The sequence below is a fragment of the Burkholderia sp. AU31624 genome, from assembly GCF_020420065.1.
GTDB lineage: Bacteria > Pseudomonadota > Gammaproteobacteria > Burkholderiales > Burkholderiaceae > Burkholderia.
Map to the genome: position 1 here is coordinate 262,794 of NZ_JAIZRT010000009.1, position 16,383 is coordinate 279,176.

16 protein-coding genes are annotated in these 16,383 nt (G+C 67.8%); 9 read left to right on the top strand and 7 right to left on the bottom strand.

Annotation, left to right across the window (positions count from 1 at the left end; translation table 11 throughout):
• Positions 1–9: 9 nt before the first annotated feature.
• Complete coding sequence (locus LGM89_RS30055; RefSeq protein ID WP_089428804.1) at positions 10–2,088, bottom strand: carbon starvation CstA family protein; 2,079 nt, start codon at positions 2,086–2,088, stop codon at positions 10–12.
• Positions 2,089–2,356: 268 nt separating this feature from the next.
• Here LGM89_RS30055 and dapF point away from each other — a divergent pair, with 268 nt between their 5' ends.
• The 5 genes from dapF (at position 2,357) to LGM89_RS30080 (ending at position 6,759) form a co-directional block, all read left to right on the top strand.
• Positions 2,357–3,172: a diaminopimelate epimerase gene (gene dapF / locus LGM89_RS30060; protein WP_226274900.1), complete on the top strand. Its 816-nt coding sequence runs from the start codon at positions 2,357–2,359 to the stop codon at positions 3,170–3,172.
• Complete coding sequence (locus LGM89_RS30065) at positions 3,169–4,056, top strand: RNA polymerase sigma-70 factor (protein ID WP_226274901.1); 888 nt, start codon at positions 3,169–3,171, stop codon at positions 4,054–4,056. Before dapF ends, LGM89_RS30065 begins: the two co-directional genes overlap by 4 nt.
• Positions 4,057–4,234: 178 nt before the next feature.
• Positions 4,235–5,257, top strand: coding sequence for a LysR family transcriptional regulator (locus tag LGM89_RS30070; RefSeq protein WP_226274839.1), 1,023 nt, complete (start codon positions 4,235–4,237; stop codon positions 5,255–5,257).
• 205 nt (positions 5,258–5,462) lie between these two features.
• Positions 5,463–6,218: an SDR family oxidoreductase gene (locus tag LGM89_RS30075; protein ID WP_226274840.1), complete on the top strand. Its 756-nt coding sequence runs from the start codon at positions 5,463–5,465 to the stop codon at positions 6,216–6,218.
• A 25-nt stretch (positions 6,219–6,243) separates the two neighbouring features.
• A complete protein-coding gene (locus tag LGM89_RS30080) occupies positions 6,244–6,759 on the top strand; it encodes an Ohr family peroxiredoxin (protein WP_089475879.1) in 516 nt (171 codons plus the stop codon).
• A gap of 55 nt (positions 6,760–6,814) precedes the next feature.
• On the opposite strand, the gene LGM89_RS30085 is transcribed toward LGM89_RS30080, so the two are convergent.
• The 3 genes from LGM89_RS30085 to LGM89_RS30095 all read right to left on the bottom strand — a co-directional run bounded on the left by LGM89_RS30085 (position 6,815) and on the right by LGM89_RS30095 (position 10,108).
• Positions 6,815–7,243, bottom strand: a complete 429-nt coding sequence (locus LGM89_RS30085; protein ID WP_089495988.1) for a PRC-barrel domain-containing protein — start codon at positions 7,241–7,243, stop codon at positions 6,815–6,817.
• A 226-nt stretch (positions 7,244–7,469) separates the two neighbouring features.
• Positions 7,470–8,600, bottom strand: a complete 1,131-nt coding sequence (locus tag LGM89_RS30090; RefSeq protein WP_089495987.1) for a 3-deoxy-7-phosphoheptulonate synthase — start codon at positions 8,598–8,600, stop codon at positions 7,470–7,472.
• 191 nt (positions 8,601–8,791) lie between these two features.
• On the bottom strand, positions 8,792–10,108 hold the full coding sequence (locus LGM89_RS30095; protein ID WP_226274841.1) for a lipase family protein: 1,317 nt from the start codon (positions 10,106–10,108) through the stop codon (positions 8,792–8,794).
• A gap of 401 nt (positions 10,109–10,509) precedes the next feature.
• Here LGM89_RS30095 and LGM89_RS30100 point away from each other — a divergent pair, with 401 nt between their 5' ends.
• The 3 genes from LGM89_RS30100 to LGM89_RS30110 are packed head-to-tail and all read left to right on the top strand — an operon-like array spanning position 10,510 to position 12,781.
• Positions 10,510–11,064, top strand: a complete 555-nt coding sequence (locus LGM89_RS30100) for a hypothetical protein (protein WP_174947585.1) — start codon at positions 10,510–10,512, stop codon at positions 11,062–11,064.
• On the top strand, positions 11,064–11,516 hold the full coding sequence (locus tag LGM89_RS30105) for a hypothetical protein (protein ID WP_226274842.1): 453 nt from the start codon (positions 11,064–11,066) through the stop codon (positions 11,514–11,516). The genes LGM89_RS30100 and LGM89_RS30105 overlap by 1 nt, the downstream gene beginning before the upstream one ends.
• Entirely contained in the window at positions 11,516–12,781 is a 1,266-nt protein-coding gene (locus tag LGM89_RS30110) for a hypothetical protein (protein ID WP_226274843.1), read from the top strand. The genes LGM89_RS30105 and LGM89_RS30110 overlap by 1 nt, the downstream gene beginning before the upstream one ends.
• Positions 12,782–12,872: 91 nt before the next feature.
• Here the strand turns inward: LGM89_RS30110 and LGM89_RS30115 are convergent, their stop codons facing one another.
• Positions 12,873–13,577 carry a YceH family protein gene (locus LGM89_RS30115; protein WP_226274844.1) on the bottom strand — a complete coding sequence of 235 codons (705 nt, stop codon included), beginning with the start codon at positions 13,575–13,577 and terminating at the stop codon, positions 12,873–12,875.
• Positions 13,578–13,979: 402 nt separating this feature from the next.
• Between LGM89_RS30115 and LGM89_RS30120 the strand changes: the two genes are divergently transcribed.
• Entirely contained in the window at positions 13,980–14,744 is a 765-nt protein-coding gene (locus LGM89_RS30120; protein WP_226274845.1) for an SDR family oxidoreductase, read from the top strand.
• A gap of 20 nt (positions 14,745–14,764) precedes the next feature.
• On the opposite strand, the gene LGM89_RS30125 is transcribed toward LGM89_RS30120, so the two are convergent.
• Both LGM89_RS30125 and LGM89_RS30130 read right to left on the bottom strand, forming a co-directional pair.
• Positions 14,765–15,472, bottom strand: a complete 708-nt coding sequence (locus LGM89_RS30125; protein WP_226207233.1) for an MOSC domain-containing protein — start codon at positions 15,470–15,472, stop codon at positions 14,765–14,767.
• The gene (locus LGM89_RS30130; RefSeq protein ID WP_226274846.1) at positions 15,469–16,365 is read right to left on the bottom strand and encodes a dihydrodipicolinate synthase family protein; all 897 of its coding nucleotides are present in this window, start codon (positions 16,363–16,365) and stop codon (positions 15,469–15,471) included. The genes LGM89_RS30125 and LGM89_RS30130 overlap by 4 nt, the downstream gene beginning before the upstream one ends.
• Between the last annotated feature and the right edge of the window lie 18 nt (positions 16,366–16,383).

Below are 16,383 nucleotides of genomic sequence, written 5' to 3' on the forward strand. Positions count from 1 at the left end.
GGCCTCCCCTTAACGTCCGCTGCCGAGCGCCTGCGCGGCCGGCATCGCTTCGTACGGCGTCTCGCGCACCGTCGGCTTCGACTCGCGGCGCGCGCGCAGCACGGCGATCACGCCGTACACCGCGATCGCCACGACGACGAAGATGAACAGCCCGGCCAGCGCCGCATCGATGTAGTCGTTGAAGATGATCCGCTTCATCTGCGCGATCGACTTCGCCGGCGCGAGCACCTTGCCTTCGTCCACCGCGGCCTGCAGCTTCGCGGCGTGCGCGAGGAAGCTGACCTTCGGGTTCGCGTCGAAGATCTTCTGCCAGCCGGCGGTCAGCGTGCAGATCAGCAGCCACACGGTCGGCACGATCGTCACCCACGCATAGCGCTCGCGCTTCATCTTGAACAGCACGACGGTGCCGAGCACCAGCGCGATCGCGGCGAGCATCTGGTTCGAGATGCCGAACAGCGGCCACAGCGTGTTGATGCCGCCGAGCGGATCGACCACGCCCTGGTACAGGAAGTAGCCCCACGCGGCCACGCACAGCGCGGTGGCGACCAGGTTCGCCGGCAGCGACTCGGTGCGCTTGAGCGCCGGGTGGAACGTGCCGAGCAGGTCCTGCAGCATGAAGCGGCCCGCGCGCGTGCCGGCATCGACGGCCGTCAGGATGAACAGCGCCTCGAACAGGATCGCGAAGTGATACCAGAACGCCATCATCGCTTCGCCGCCGATCACCTGGTGCAGGATGTGCGCCATGCCGACGGCCAGCGTCGGCGCGCCGCCCGCGCGCGCGATGATCGTCGTTTCGCCGACGGCCTTCGCGGTCTGCGTCAGCATGTCGGGCGTCAGCACGAAGCCCCATTGCGTGACGGTGTTGGCGACTGCTTCCGGCGTCGAGCCGAGCACGGCGGCCGGTGCGTTCATCGCGAAGTAGATGCCCGGTTCGATCACGCAGGCAGCGACCAGCGCCATGATCGCGACGAACGATTCCATCAGCATCGCGCCATAACCGATGAAGCGCGCGTTGGTTTCGTTGTCGATCAGCTTCGGCGTCGTGCCCGACGAGATCAGCGCGTGGAAGCCCGACACGGCACCGCACGCGATCGTGATGAACAGGAACGGGAACAGGTTGCCCGACCACACGGGGCCCGTGCCGTCGACGAACTTCGTCAGCGCGGGCATCTTCAGTTCCGGCGCGACGACCAGGATGCCGATCGCGAGGCCGAGGATCGTGCCGATCTTCAGGAACGTCGACAGGTAGTCGCGCGGCGCGAGCAGCAGCCACACCGGCAGCACCGACGCGACGAAGCCGTAGCCGATCAGGATCCACGTGAGCTGCGTGCCCGTGAACGTGAACCACGCGGCGAGCGTCGGCGAATCGTGCACGTGCTGGCCGAACGCGATCGATGCCATCAGCAGCACGAAGCCGATGATCGACACTTCGCCGATGCGGCCCGGACGGATGTAGCGCGTGTAGACGCCCATGAACAGCGCGATCGGAATCGTCGCGGCGACGGTGAACGTGCCCCACGGCGAATTGGTCAACGCCTTCACGACGATCAGCGCGAGCACCGCGAGGATGATCACCATGATCAGGAACGCGCCGAACAGCGCGATCACGCCGGGCACCGTGCCGAGCTCCATCTTGACGAGATCGCCGAGCGAGCGGCCGTCGCGGCGCGTCGAGATGAACAGCACGATGAAGTCCTGCACCGCGCCGGCGAACACGACGCCGGCCAGGATCCACAGCATGCCGGGCGTGTAGCCCATCTGCGCGGCGAGCACGGGCCCGACGAGCGGGCCGGCGCCGGCGATCGCGGCGAAGTGGTGGCCGAACAGCACGTACTTGTTGGTCGGCACGTAGTCGAGGCCGTCGTTGTACTTGACGGCCGGCGTCATCCGCAGCCCGTCGAGCTGCATGACCTTGCTGGCGATGAAACGGCTGTAGAAGCGATACGCGATCAGATACACGCAGACTGCGGCGATCACGATCCAGAGGGCACTGACGCGCTCGCCGTGTGCGAGTGCGATCGTGCCGAACGCGAACGCGCCGAGCAGCGCGACCGCGATCCAGAGCAGGGTACTGGAAGCCCGATTCATGGCGTCTCCTGGTCTCCAATGTGTTTTTGAGTGGATGCGGCGAGGGGCCGAACCCGCGTGACGTCGATGCGTCGTGCCGCAGCCTCGCAGAGGTCGCGGCGATGGGCCGTAGTATTCCGCGCGACCGGGGCGGCTTACAAGCGGATAACTACGTATGCGGAGCTACGTAGAATTACGTAGATGCATGGCGCGGGCACGATATCGTGCGGCGATTGATCGCGAACGGCGAGCCACGTACAGTGTTCGCCTGCCCCCTTCCGGAACTGTCATGCCGTTCGGATTTCAGAAGATGAACGCGAATGGCGATGACTTCGCCATCGTCGACCTGCGCGGTCAGGATCAGGACCAGAATCAAGCGCACCCCATCGCCCCTGATCTGGTGCGGCGCATGGGCGACCGGCGTTTCGGCATCGGCTTCAACCAGCTCGCGATCGTGTCGGACTGCGACGACGCGGCGGCCCGCGTCGCGTTCTGGAACGCGGACGGCACGCCGCTCGACACCTGCGGCAGCGCGACGCGCGGCGTCGCGTGGCAACTGATGCGGGAAACCGGCATGACATCGCTCGTGCTGCGGACGCCCCGCGGGTATCTCGTGTGCTCGACGGAGGCGAACGGCCTGATCACCGTCGAGATGGGCAGGCCGCTCACCGGCTGGCGGGACGTGCCGCTCGCCGAGGTACTCGACACCCTCGCGCTGCCGCTGCCCGGCGCGCCGGCCGCGTGCAACATGGGCAATCCGCACTGCACGTTCTTCGTCGACGATCTCGGCACGATCGATGTCGCGGCGCTCGGCCCGGCCATCGAAACGCACCCGCTGTTTCCGCGGAAAACCAACGTGCATTTCGTTCAGGTCATCGATCGCACGCATATTCGCCTGCGCATCTGGGAGCGCGGCGGCGGCGTGCCGCTCGGTTCGGGATCGTGTTCGTGCGGGGCGGTCGTCAACGGCATCCGGCGCGGGCTGCTCGACGAGAGCGTGCGGGTCGAATGCGACGGCGGCGACGTGACGGTGCGCTGGGATGGCGCCGGCAGCGTGCTCCTGAGCGGGCCGGTCGCGTTCGGTTTCAGCGGGGTGTGGCTGTGACGGCCGACGACACACACACGTTCCAGGCACTGCGTCCGCGCCTGCAGAAGATCGCGTACCGGATGCTCGGCTCCATCGCGGACGCCGAGGACATCGTGCAGGACGTCTGGCTGCGCTGGCACGACACGGCACGCGACGGGATCGAGAACACCGAAGCGTGGCTCGTCGCCGTCACGACACGCACGTCGATCGACCGCCTGCGCGCCGCGAAGCGCCGGCGCGAGCAATACACCGGGATCTGGCTGCCCGAGCCGGAACTCGACGCATCACCGGCCACGCCCGAGGAAATGATCGAGCGCGCGAACGACGTGTCGGTCGCGTTCCTGCTGCTGCTCGAACGGCTGACGCCGGAGGCGCGCGCCGCCTTCCTGCTGCATGAAATCTTCGAGATCGACTACGACCGGATCGCCGACGCGATCGGCAAAACCGAAGCCGCGTGCCGGCAACTCGTCAGCCGTGCCAAGGCGCGGCTGCGCGACGACGGCTCGCCTCGCCACGCGGTGCCGCGCGAAACGCACCACCGGTTGCTGCAGACGTTCTCGCACGCGCTCGCGCAGGGCGATTTCCCGTCGATCCAGGCGCTGCTCGCCGAGGACGCGACCCTGATCGGCGACGGTGGCGGCAAGGTCCGGAGCGTCCCGAGGCCAATGGTCGGCAGCCGGCGTGTCGCACAACTGTTCTATGCGACGTGGCTGCGCCACGGCAGCGGGGTCGAGATGCGGTCCGTCGTGCTCAACGGCCAGTGGGCCATGCTGCGCTTCATCGACGGACAGCTCGACGCCGCGATGTCGTTCGAGACCGACGGCACGCGCATCGTCCGGATTCTCGTGCAGCGCAACCCCGACAAGCTCGCCCGGATCGCGGCAACCTGCATCGCCGGTTGACGTGCGCGCCTCGCGCGCCAGCGAAGCTCGAGCTCGAGCTCGAGCTCGAGCTCGCGCCGGAGAAATAACCTGCCCGCCCGCCGCCGCGTCCCTTTTTTAAAAAAGATAGAGGACGGTGTCACAGGCCGCTGTGCTGAAACGTCTAGTCGCGTATGGACACCACGATTCCAGCACCTTCATGCCAGATACTTCCATCCGCCGCCCTGACGCCGACGATCCGTTCGCGCGCAGCTTCTCGACCTGCTACGCCGGCGTGGTCACCTTCCTGGCCGTCGTCACCGAAGGCAGCTTCGCCCGTGCCGCCGATCGCCTCGGCGTCGGCCGCTCGTCGGTCAGCCGCCACGTGCAGCGGCTCGAGGACCGGCTCGACGCGCGCCTGTTCCAGCGCACGACGCGCAGCATGTCGCTGACGCGCGAAGGCGAACGCTTCTATGAAAGCTGCCGCCCCGGCATCGAACAGCTCGCGCAGGCGCTCGAGGACATGCGCGAGCTGCGCAGCGGCCCGCCGAGCGGACACCTGCGGATCGGCTCGACGCCCGGCTTCGGCCGCAAGATCATCGCGCCGCTGCTGGGCGATTTCCACGCGCAGTATCCGGACATCACGCTCGAACTGCTGCTGAACGACCGGCCGGCCGATTTCTCCGTCGACCGCATCGACGTCGCGTTTCGCGACGGCCGCATGGAGGACAGCGCGATCGTCGCGCGCCAGTTGATTCCGATGCAGATGATCGTCTGCGCGTCGCCGTCGTACGCGCACCGGCACGGCTTGCCGCGTCACGTGGACGAGCTGGCGCAGCATCGCTGCATCAACCTGCGCACCGCGTCGGGCCGCGCCGCGGAATGGGAATTCAAGGTCGACGGGCTGGCGCAGCAGCACCAGCTCGCCGCGCATCACACCTTCAACGACATGGATCTGGTCGTGCGCGCGGCGCTCGACGGGCTCGGCATCGCGCAACTGCCCGCGTACCAGGTGTGCGACCTGCTCGCCGACGGGCAACTGGTGAGCTGCCTCGGCCAGCACGCGCCGGACGACGGCGGACACTATCTGTGTTACCTGAGCCGCAAGCACCTGCCGACGCGCATCCGCGCATTCATCGACTACATGATCGAACAGACGCGCGCACGCGACCTGCAGTGCCTCACGACGATGACCGCGATGACTACCGTAACGACGACGGCGCCGCTGGAGCCGGTCGATTGATGCATTCGAAGCAACACCGTGAGCACCGGTGGGGCTCTACCGGATCGCGCGGCATCTGCCTACGATGCGGGTTGATCGAACGGCGTGCGGGCATCGCGGCGCGCCATTCGGCAACGTGCCGGCGCACGCGTGCGAATGCAATGCGCGCCGGCTTCGACCGATTCAGGCGGCGCGCCTCCCGCGCGCCCGTTCAAGGAGAGCAATCGTGAAGATCGTCGTGATTGGTGGTACCGGCCTCATCGGCAGCAAAGTCGTCAGGAACCTGATCGCGCGCGGCCACGACGCCATGGCGGCAGCGCCGTCGACCGGCGTCGATACGATCACGGGCGCGGGGCTGGGCGACGCACTGGCGGGCGCGGACGTCGTGGTCGATCTCGCGAACTCGCCGTCGTTCGAGGAAGCGGCCGTGAAGGCATTCTTCGAGACGTCGGGGCGCAACCTGTTCGCCGCGGAGCGCGCGGCGGGCGTGCGCCATCACGTCGCGCTGTCGGTGGTCGGTACCGACCGCCTGCAGCAAAGCGCGTATTTCCGCGGCAAGCTCATTCAGGAAGACCTGATCCGCGCAGCAGGCGTGCCGTACACGATCGTGCGCTCGACGCAGTTCTTCGAATTCGTCGGCGCGATCGCACAGGCGAGCGCCGATGGCGACACCACGCGGCAGGCCACCGCGTTCTTCCAGCCGATCGCGTCGGACGACGTCGCGGCCGCCGTCACCGATGTCGCGCTCGACGCACCGCGCAACGGCATTGCCGAAATCGGCGGCCCCGATCGGGTGCGGATCGCCGACCTGGTCGACCATTTCCTGAAGATCACGCGCGACCCGCGCACGGTGGTCAGGGACGCAGGCGCCGATTATTTCGGCGCGATACTGCAGGACGACACGCTCGTCCCCGCGCCCGGCGCGCGCCTCGCTGCGACGACCTTCGATACGTGGTTCAAAAAAAACCAGCCCGCGCGCTGAGCCGCACCGCAGGATCGCGCACGCCATGACGCCGCTACGGCCACCGCCGCTCTCGCTGCTCGACAAGTATCGCGGGCGGGAACCGCAGACGCTCTATTCGACGACGGTGACCGTCACGGGCGGGGCGGCGGAGCATGGGCGCGCATCGGGTGTCGCGCGTTCCGACGACGGCCGCCTCGACGTGGCGCTGCGCCTGCCGTCCGCACTGGGCGGCCCGGGCGACGGCCCGAACCCGGAACAGCTGTTTGCCGCGAGCTATGCAGCGTGCTTTCATGGGGCGCTGAGCCTGCTCGCCACGCGGGCCGGCGTGTCGATCGCCGGCGCGTCGGTCAGTGCATCGGTCGACTTCTGCCGCGATCCGGTGGATGGGCTGTTCATGCTGAACGCGAACATTCGCGTGCAGCTGCCGGGCGTCGAGCGCACGGTGGCGGAAGAACTCGTCCGCAATACGGAGCGCTTCAGCCCTTATACGAAGATGGCGCACGAAGGCATCAGCCACATCGTGGCGCTCGCGCCTCCGGACGATCCGTCGAACGGCTGACCGCAAACAAAATACCCGGCGCGTTGCGCGCCGGGTATTGCCAATCCGTGCTGGCTCAGTGCTTGTCGTCGACCTTCTTCGGCTTCGGCGGCGACGGCACCTTCGCGTACTGGAACGCGGGCGTCGCCTTCAGCGCATCCTTCGTCGCGCCCGGCAGGTAGATGTTGCCGCTGCGCACGTCGAGCGATGCGATCGGCACCGCGACGTCATGCGCAGCCACGCCGAGGAAGCCGCCGGCCGACACGATCGCCGCCGATACCGAGCCGTCCGGCGCGACGATCAGGTCGCGCACGGTGCCGACCTTCTGGTTCTCGTCGTTGTAGACGGCCTTGCCGAGCACGCTCTTCTTCACGCTCCAGCCTTCGAGCAGCGCCTGCGATTGCTCGACGGTCACGCTGAGCGGCTGCGCACCCGCGATCTGCGCATGTGCGCTGACGCTCGAGGCGAGGACGGTTGCTGCGATGAGGGTCTTGTAGAAAGCCATGCTGTCATGTACTCCGGTTCGGTTGTTGTCGGTGTCGGCGGCCGGCCAAGCCGCCTCCGTGCATGCGCCGCGTGAAACGAAAAGGCCTCTGTACGACGCATCACACCGGCCCATGTTAGCGCCACTCGCGAAACGCTGCATCGGACGTGATGACGCAGCCGCTGTCAGCCACCTCTTGCCATGGCGACATTACGGACACCGCAGCGAATCGCGTACATCGCCCTCGTCACGCGTTGCGCGACTGCGCACGCCGTTGCCGCACCGCCGCTGCCAGCACGTCGAGCACCGGCTCCGTCTGCGTCCAGCTCAGGCACGCATCCGTGATCGACACACCGTACTTCAGCGGCACGCCCGGCTTCAGGTCCTGGCGGCCGGCCTCGAGATGGCTCTCGACCATCACGCCGACGATCCGCTGCTCGCCCTGCGACAGCTGCCGCGCGAGATCCTGCGCGACGTCGATCTGGCGGTCGTGCGACTTGTTCGAGTTCGCGTGCGAGCAGTCGACCATCACCTGCTCGCGCAGGCCGGCCTTGCGCAGCACCGCGCAGCTCGCCTCGACATGCTCGGCGTCGTAGTTCGGGCCGTTCTTGCCGCCGCGCAGGATCACGTGCGCGTCGTCGTTGCCGCGCGTCTCGAAGATCGCGGCCATCCCCATCTTCGTCATCCCCATGAACGCATGGCTCGCGGCCGCGGCGACGATCGCGTCGGACGCGACCTGCACGCCGCCGTCGGTGCCGTTCTTGAAGCCGATCGGGCAGCTCAGGCCCGACGCGAGCTGGCGATGGCTCTGGCTCTCGGTCGTGCGCGCGCCGATCGCGCCCCACGCGATCAGGTCGGCGATGTATTGCGGGCTCAGCAGGTCGAGGAATTCGGTCGACGCCGGCAGGCCCAGTGCGTTGATGTCGAGCAGCAGTTGCCGCGCGGCGCGCAGCCCTTCGTTGATGCGGAAGCTGCCGTCGAGGCGCGGATCGTTGATGTAGCCCTTCCAGCCGACCGTCGTGCGCGGCTTCTCGAAGTAGACGCGCATCGTGATCAGCAGGTCGTCCTTCAGCGCATCGGCGGCGATCTTCAGGCGGCGCGCGTAATCGAGCGCCTGGTCGTGGTCGTGGATCGAGCACGGGCCGACGACGAGCAGCAGCCGGTCGTCGCGGCCGTGCAGGATGTCGCCGATCGCGCGGCGCGTATCCTCGACGAGCGTCTGCGTGGCGGCCGGCACCGGCAGTTCGTCCAGCAGCAGCGCCGGCGAAATCAGCGGGCGTACGGCGCCGATGCGGACGTCGTCGATGCGCGTGGTGTCCTGCGTCGCGTCGGCGCTGCCTACCTCGCGATCGTGGGAAGGATTGTCGAGGTTCTGCATGGTGATTCTCCGGGGGACGTCTGGAATGATGGGCAGGCTCGATTATGGCACCCGGACGGGACGGTGGCGGGCTGCGGCAGGGGGACCGACGCGGCGCCCTTGCCGCAGCGCGACGCAGATCAACAGGCGAAAAAAAAGGCGACCCGCGGAGGGTCGCCCGGACACGCGCCGCATCGCACGCGGCGTGGCGGCTAGTGCAGCGTCTCGGGCGCCAGCGAATTGCTCGGCAGCAGCGACGTCAGCCAGCAATTGGTCGGCGCGGCCTTCCCGTTGAAGCGGTCGTAGAGCCACGGCAGCATGCCGGCCACCCACGGCACGATCGCGCCCGCATGTTCGAGCGGATACTCGTTGTACACGACCGGCGTGCCGCTGGCACAGAACTTCTGCGCCAGCGCGCGCACGTCGTACGCCATCATCACGCCGTCGCCCACCTGGCTGCTGAACGTGCCATCGAGCGCGCCCGCCGTGCCCTGGCCGATGAACATCGGGATCGTCGGCGAGGCGGCCAGCCCCGCATTCACCTTGTTCGCATAGGTCACGTACACGGGAATGCTGTTGATGTCGTTCGCGTATTGCGGCTTGAACAGCGTGCCCCAGCGCAGCCCCGTGTACTTCGGCAGGATGTAGGCGAGCGACTGGCTCTGGATGTCCTTGAACACGGCGACGCCGGTATCGCTGAGATAGGGCGTCAGGTCGAAGCCGTAGCCGCGCGACAGCCCGGCCAGCGCGGCCGCGGCCACCCCGCCCCACACGATGCTGCCGTCGACGTAGCGCAGGTTGTGCGCGGGATCGACCAGCACGCCGCCTTCCGCCGCGCCGACGAGCTGCCTGTTGATCTCGGGCGCATAGCTCGGCGCGAGCTGAGCGGCCCAGTTCGTCGCGATCGCGCCGCCGGAATAGCCGATCATCGCGACCTTGCTCGACGGATTCATGCCCGTGGACGGCGTATTGAGCGCCGCGCGGATCGAATCGAGCGTCGTCATCCCGTATTCGGGGCCGGCGGCGAAATCGGCCGTCTGGCCTTCCGTATCGGGCACGATGACGTTGTAGCCGAGCAGCAGCAGCGTCGACAGCGGAATCGATTCCGCGCTGTAGAGCAGCGTGCCGACGTTGATGATCTTCGTGACGTCGCGGTCGCCGGCGATCACCTGCGACGGCTCGTCGTACGGATTCAGCGAATCGTAGGCCGACTGGTACGAGATGGCCTGGCCGTTGCTGACCGGGCTCCGGATCACGGACGTCACGTTGACGACCGGCTGGTTCAGCGCGTTATGGGTGCGATACAGCAACTGCTGCGCGGTCAGCGCGGTGGGGATGCCGGCCACGTGGTAGGTGACGTTGCGCGTCTTGAGCACCGTGCCCGGTGGAATCGATGCCAACGGCGTGGTGCCGGTGTACGTGTAGAACGGGTCGGATAGGATCGGCGCGGCGGCGCTGGCTGCCGGCGCGGTGATGGCCAACGCGGCGGACATCGCTGCCGCGGCCATCATGAAACGTCTTGAGAACATGGTTGGGGCCCCTGGGATAACCTGCTTTCATCGAAGGAAGTTCGCGGTGTTGCAGACCATCGCGTGTGCCGCTTCAAAACCGTTTCCGAGCCATCGACTGTCTCCTGTGAATGAGTAATCCGGCCTGTTCCGCACCTGTAATTTTAGTAGGACTACAAACCGGATGAATTGAAGCACAACGAGCGCGCGCTCGACGGGCGTTTTCGATTGTTTGAAGGTAAACGTCTAAATCGGTCGCCGCGCGATGCGGGTGGCGCAGGCCATTCGGCCGACTGTCCGCGTGTTGTCGAAGTGCCGTACGATCACGGCTGTCCGGTACCGAAGGCCCCGTCGTGCGATGCCGGCCGCGCCGCATACTGACTGCCTGCAACCGATCGCCCCTGCCCAACCGATACGCCACGATGACCGTCTCCGAACTGCTCCGCGCCATCCGCCAACCGTATGCCGACCTGCTCGCGAAAGCGGCGGCGCAACCGGCCGTGATCGTCGAACCGGCCTACCGGCGGGCCGACGGCACGCTCGCCACCGAAGGGCCGCTCGCGTTGCCGTGCCGGGCCGACCTCATTGCCACGGAAGGCGAATCGGCCGGCCAGCCGGCGATGGTCGATTCCGCCACGCAACTGGCATTCGAGCCGTTGGCGTTCGACCTCGAAACGGCGGCCGTGTCGATCCGCCCGTTCGTGTGGGACTGGGCTGCGATCGAGGCCGATGGTCTCGACGAAAGCGCGGCCGTCGAGGCGTTCAAGGCGTGGTTCTTCGCGTGGTTCGACGTCGACGACGAGAACACGCCGGCCGAAGACGGCCTGCACGGCATCGCTCACTACCTGTCGGAACCGGTTCGCACGGAACAGGGGTGGCGCGTCAATGCGGACCTCGGCTCCGCGCCCGAGACGGCCGTCGAGGATCTGCTGTTCCGGCTCGTCGATGCAGGCGCGACGCGGATCGTGCTAGGTTGATGCCGCACTTCATTCTTCACCGGCTCATCATGAAAAAAATCCTTGCCGCCCTGCTGCTCTGCGCGTCGCTGCCCGCGTTCGCCAAGGTCTCCACCGACGTGTACTGCTTCAAGTCGGACGGCGACAAGCTCGTGCGCTTCGAGATGCGCACCTACTACGACGACGCCGTCGGCTGGTCAGGCGGCATGGTTCGCTATGCGAAAGCGAAAACGGCGCTGCCGCTGGTGGTCGAGCACGTGGACGAGGAAGTGCTCGCCGAGGGCCGCCCGCACCAGTTCACGACAACCTGGGTCGAGATGGTCGACGGCAGGATCAACGGGCGGTACGAGATGATGTCGCAAGGCGCGATGATCTATTCGATGACCTATACCAGCGCGCGCACCGGCAAGCAGACCGCGTTCGGCAGGGTACTGGACGTCGACGCGTCCGAACAAACCGGGTGCCGCTGGTGATGCGCCCGCTGATCCGGTTCGTGCTGGTGCTGTTCGCGCTGCGCGCGGGCTGTGTCGATGCCGCGCCGCGCACGGTCTACGAAGGAACGCTGCAAGGCGCCGGCGCCGTCGTGATGGAACTCGACGATCGCCCGGCTGCGGATGGTTCAATCTCGGGCCGCTACTTCTATGCGCAGCACGGCGTCGATATTCCGCTGCACGGCACGCCCGCGCAACTGGTCGAACCGCTCGTGCGATCGCAGTTGCCGGACGATGCCCGCAGTTCGTTGGGATTCGGCCAGCAAGCCGATTTCGATCATGCCGCGGCCACCTGGCAGGGCACGCGGGACAAGGCCGGCTATCGCGGCCGCTGGATCGATGCGCGCTCTGGCAAGTCACGCAATTTCACGCTGCGGCGCGTTGCGGAATACGATCCCGATGCGGTTGCGCCCGGTGCCGTCGAAGCCGTCACCAACAGCATCGCCGGTGGCGTCGGCAGCGGTATCGCAAGCGGCGTGGCCATCGACATGCGGCAGGCGCCTTATGCGACGCTGAAGCTTGCCGGGCACGCGCAGCCCGCAGGCCCCGAGATCGGCGACGGCACCGTTGCGTACCGGATGTGGCGCGACCCGCGCACGAAGCTCATGTATCCGCGTCTGAGCCGTCATCCCGATCCGGCGGTCATGGCACGGGTCAACCGCCTGCTCGAGCAGCAGCACTGGCAGATCAATCTCGCCGCGCTCGAATGCGCGTCGACCCGCTACTCCGACGACGGGCCGGCCGCCGGCTCGCTCGGCGGCTTCGACGACGAACAGGTGACGGTCACGTGGCTGTCACCTGCGGCACTCGGCATCGTGGAATCGGGTAGTACGTACTGCGGCGGCGCCCATCCGAACAATCACTACGATCCGGTCACGTTCGACCTGTTGCGTGGTACGTATCTCGACTGGGATCGCGTGATCGACGCGACTGCGGCGGGCAAGGACGGCGAACCGGCAGCGAGCCCCGCGCTGGTGAACTTCATTGCGCGGTTGCGTGACAAGACCGAATCTGGCGCTCACCCGACGGACGGCGACGGCGATTCGATGGCGTGTGCTGATGTGTTCCCGCAGTATCTGGCGTTCGAATTCGATGCGCCCGGCAAGCTGTCGTTCAGCGTCTCCGGCATCGGGCACGCGATGGGCGCCTGCCTCGGGCCGCAACTCGATGCGCCCTTTGCGGCGCTGGCACCGATCCTGAAACCGGGCGGTTCGCGTTATCTCGTACCGGGTGTCAAGCTGAAGTAACACGGCGGTGCGTGGCGGTGCCCACATCGCGCACCGGCCCGGCCGTGTGGCGACGGGGCCGGGCGATGCATACGCCCCGCAGCCGCTGATGTCAGGACGCGCCTTGCGCGTCGACGTCGATGCCCAGCTCGCCGGCCATCCGCAGAACCAGCGCATTCAGCCGCGCCACTTCATCCGCGAGGCGCTTCTGTTCCGCCTTCAGCGCTTCGAATTCGGAAGGCGGCACGGAATCCGCACCGCCGGCCTCCGCGCTCGCGAAGTCGGTCAGGTTCACTTCGCCACACATCAGGTGCATCCAGCGGTTCTCGCGCGCCCCCGGCGCACGCGGCAGCCGGACGACGAGCGGCTGCGTGCGCGCCGCGAGTTCGTCGAGGAACGCCTCGACCGACGAGATGTCCGCGAAACCGTGCAGGCGCGCGCTGTTCAGGCGCAGTTCGGCGGCCGTCTGCGGGCCGCGCAGCAGCAGGATCGTCAGCAGCGCGATCGCCTGGCTCGGAATGCCGAGCACGCGGTTCATGTTGTGCTCGAAACGCGGCACGCGGCTGCTGCTGCCTTCCATCACGATGCTCAGGTGCTTCAGTCCGTCGAGCGCGGTCGTGACCTCATCCTCGCTCACGTTCATCACCGGCGAGCGCGCGGTTTTCTGGTTGCAGCCCGCGGTCAGCGCATTCAGCGACAGCGGATAGGTGTCCGGCACCGTGTGCTGTTTCTCGACGAGCACACCGAGAATGCGGGCCTCGAGGGGCGTGAGTTCGCGAAGGGCGCGTGGCGTGGGCGTATCCGGCGTGGTGTTCATGGTGGCGTCGCAGCGTGCAGCAGGTGAAGGGAAACGGTCGCGGCCCGTCCGGCATCGCGCACGGGCGAGCCATATGATAGCTCGCGTCGCGTGGCCCGGCGCCGCGCGGCGTGCCGGCGCGCGCACTTGCCGCAGCAGGCTTTCGTCCAACGTATCGGCGAGTGGGTGCCACGCGGCGTGGGATACGCATGGCACCGCGGATTCCGCCTCCGCACGCGCGGCGGCGTTTGCGCGACACGCATGCGGGCGCTACGATATGCGTCACCCCGACGCCCGCGGCGCCGCGCGACCGCCTTCGCACGCCACACCACGCATCGCCCGACCCGCACGCCATGCCGCCACGCATGCGCACCGCGCGTCGACGCCGCTCATCCCGTTCACCCCTTCGACCCGTTCACCACCATGACCGCATCCTCTTCCGCCCCGCACGTGCGCGCCATCGTCACCGGACATACGCGCGGCCTCGGCGCGTCGCTCGCCGAACAACTGCTGCTGGAAGGCGTCGCCGTGCTCGGCGTGTCGCGCAGCCGCCATCCGTCGCTCGCGTCGCAAGCCGGCGACCGCTTCGCCGAAATCGAACTCGACCTGTCGGACACGGCGGCCGTCGCGGCCTGGCTGGCGGGCGACACGCTGCGCCGCTTCGTCGACGGCGCATCGATCGTGCTGCTGTTCAACAACGCGGGCATCGTCGACCCGATCGGCCCACTCGCTGCGCAAGACCCGGCGATCGTCGCGCGCGCGGTCGGCGTGAACGTCGCGGCGCCGCTGATGCTGTCCGCCGCGCTCACACAAGCGGCGGGGGCCACGACCGAATGCCGGATCCTGCACGTGTCGAGCGGCGCGGCACGCAACGCGTACGCGGGCTGGAGCGTCTACTGCGCGACCAAGGCGGCGCTCGATCACCATGCGCGCGCAGTCGCACTCGACGCGAACCGCGCGCTGCGGATCTGCAGCGTCGCGCCGGGCGTCGTCGATACGGGCATGCAGGCGACGATCCGCTCGACCAGCGAAGACAACTTCCCGATGCGCGAGAAATTCGACCAGCTGAAGTCGAGCGGCGCGCTCGCGACGCCCGAGGCGGCCGCGCGACAGCTGATCGGCTATGCGCTGAGCGACGCGTTCGGCTCGGTGCCCACCGCCGACGTGCGGGAACTGCCGAGCCACTGAGGCACGCGGCACGCGGCGCGTCATCGCCCTTCGAGCCGCTTCGTCCAGTCTTCGACCTGCCGCTCCGTTCGGCGCCTTTCGAGCATCGTGCGCCAGCCGGGCGGCAATATCGGCACGTCGCACAGCGCATCGAGCGCGGCCATGTCGAGCGTGCGCCGGTACAGCACGTCGAGCACCGTCGCCAGCGGCCATCGCGGGTAGCGGCGCTCATGCAGCGCCAGCACGTCACCCGACTCCACCCAGCCTTCCTGCAGCACGCGGTAGTACCAGCCGGTCCGGCCGCTTTGCTGCACGAGCGCGGCCATCCGCGGATGATCGAAACGCGCGTTCAGCTTCCAGCACGGCTGCCGCGACTGCGACACCTGAAGCACGGCGCCGCCCAGCGTGAACACGTCGCCGAGACACACGTCGTGCTCGGTCACGCCGTGCGTCGACAGGTTCTCGCCGAACGCGCCCGGTTGCGCGAGCACGTCACGCGTGCCGATCTGCGCCGACCACCACGCATAGTGATCGTGCGCATAGTGGTGCACCGCCTTGTCAGGGCCGCCGTGATGCCGCGCATCGGCCTGCTCGTCGCCGGCAAAGCCGAGCGTGCCCAGCCACAGACGCGCGCCGACCGGCTGCTTGTCGATCGCACTAGCGTGCGGCGTGTCGGCCAGCGGCCGGCACTTGCCGACCCGCACGGCGCCGATGGCGGCCGAGATCAGCGGTCGTGCCGTATCGCTCATGTCGTCACTCCGTCCGGCAGCGCCGCGAGCAGGCGTTCGAGTTCGCGCGTGCGCGCGTCGCCGAGCGGCATCAGCGGCTTCCTCGGTTCGCCGGCATCGAAGCCGCGCAGGCGCAACCCGGCCTTCACGGTCACCGGCAACCCGCCGTTGACGATGAACTGCAGCAGCGGCAGCTGCGCATGAAAGACCGTCCTCGCGCGCGCCAGGTCGCCCGCCTGCATCGCGTCGAACAGCGCCAGCGGCAACGCCGCATTCAGGTTCGGCGCGGCCGTGCACCATCCCGCCGCACCCGCTGCGAGCGCGGCGAGCGCCATCGGATTGCTGCCGTTGTAGAACGGGATCGCGCCGTCGCTCAACTGCGCGAGCCGGTGCATCCGCCCGATGTCGCCGGTGCTCTCCTTCACCATCGTCACGTTGTCGACGGTCCGGCAGATCGACGCGATCAGGTCGGGCGACATGTCGACGCCGCTCGTCGCGGGGTTGTTGTACAGCATGATCGGGATGCCGATGGCAGCACCGATCGCACGATAGTGCGCGACGATCTCGTCGTTGGCGAGCTTCCAGTACGACACCGGCAGCACCATCACCGCATCGGCGCCGGCCTGTTCCGCGAAGCGCGCGCGGCGCACCGCGCCCGCCGTGGTGAGATCGGAAATGCCGACGACGGTCGGCACGTGCCGGCGCACCGCGCGAATCGATGCGGTGGCGACCGCCTCCCATTCGGCGTCGGACAGGTACGCGCTTTCGCCTGTGCTGCCTAGCGGGGCGATCGCGTGGACGCCGTCGGCAATCAGCCGCTCGATCAGCGCTTCGAGTGCTTTCAGGTCGACGCCGCCGTCAGCGGAGAACGGCGTAACCGGGTAGGCAATGATGCCTTTCAGCAGGATGGACACGATAGGTATTCCTCAATG

Excerpts from the sequence above, each read along its gene's own strand:
- LGM89_RS30100 (WP_174947585.1), top strand. The coding sequence starts at position 10,510 with ATGACCGTCTCCGAACTGCTCCGCGCCATCCGCCAACCGTATGCCGAC.
- dapF (WP_226274900.1), top strand. The coding sequence starts at position 2,357 with ATGCCGTTCGGATTTCAGAAGATGAACGCGAATGGCGATGACTTCGCC.
- LGM89_RS30125 (WP_226207233.1), bottom strand. The coding sequence starts at position 15,472 with ATGAGCGATACGGCACGACCGCTGATCTCGGCCGCCATCGGCGCCGTG.
- LGM89_RS30105 (WP_226274842.1), top strand. The coding sequence starts at position 11,064 with ATGCCGCACTTCATTCTTCACCGGCTCATCATGAAAAAAATCCTTGCC.
- LGM89_RS30085 (WP_089495988.1), bottom strand. The coding sequence starts at position 7,243 with ATGGCTTTCTACAAGACCCTCATCGCAGCAACCGTCCTCGCCTCGAGC.
- LGM89_RS30120 (WP_226274845.1), top strand. The coding sequence starts at position 13,980 with ATGACCGCATCCTCTTCCGCCCCGCACGTGCGCGCCATCGTCACCGGA.
- LGM89_RS30090 (WP_089495987.1), bottom strand. The coding sequence starts at position 8,600 with ATGCAGAACCTCGACAATCCTTCCCACGATCGCGAGGTAGGCAGCGCC.
- LGM89_RS30115 (WP_226274844.1), bottom strand. The coding sequence starts at position 13,577 with ATGAACACCACGCCGGATACGCCCACGCCACGCGCCCTTCGCGAACTC.
- LGM89_RS30095 (WP_226274841.1), bottom strand. The coding sequence starts at position 10,108 with ATGTTCTCAAGACGTTTCATGATGGCCGCGGCAGCGATGTCCGCCGCG.
- LGM89_RS30070 (WP_226274839.1), top strand. The coding sequence starts at position 4,235 with ATGCCAGATACTTCCATCCGCCGCCCTGACGCCGACGATCCGTTCGCG.
- LGM89_RS30055 (WP_089428804.1), bottom strand. The coding sequence starts at position 2,088 with ATGAATCGGGCTTCCAGTACCCTGCTCTGGATCGCGGTCGCGCTGCTC.
- LGM89_RS30080 (WP_089475879.1), top strand. The coding sequence starts at position 6,244 with ATGACGCCGCTACGGCCACCGCCGCTCTCGCTGCTCGACAAGTATCGC.
- LGM89_RS30110 (WP_226274843.1), top strand. The coding sequence starts at position 11,516 with ATGCGCCCGCTGATCCGGTTCGTGCTGGTGCTGTTCGCGCTGCGCGCG.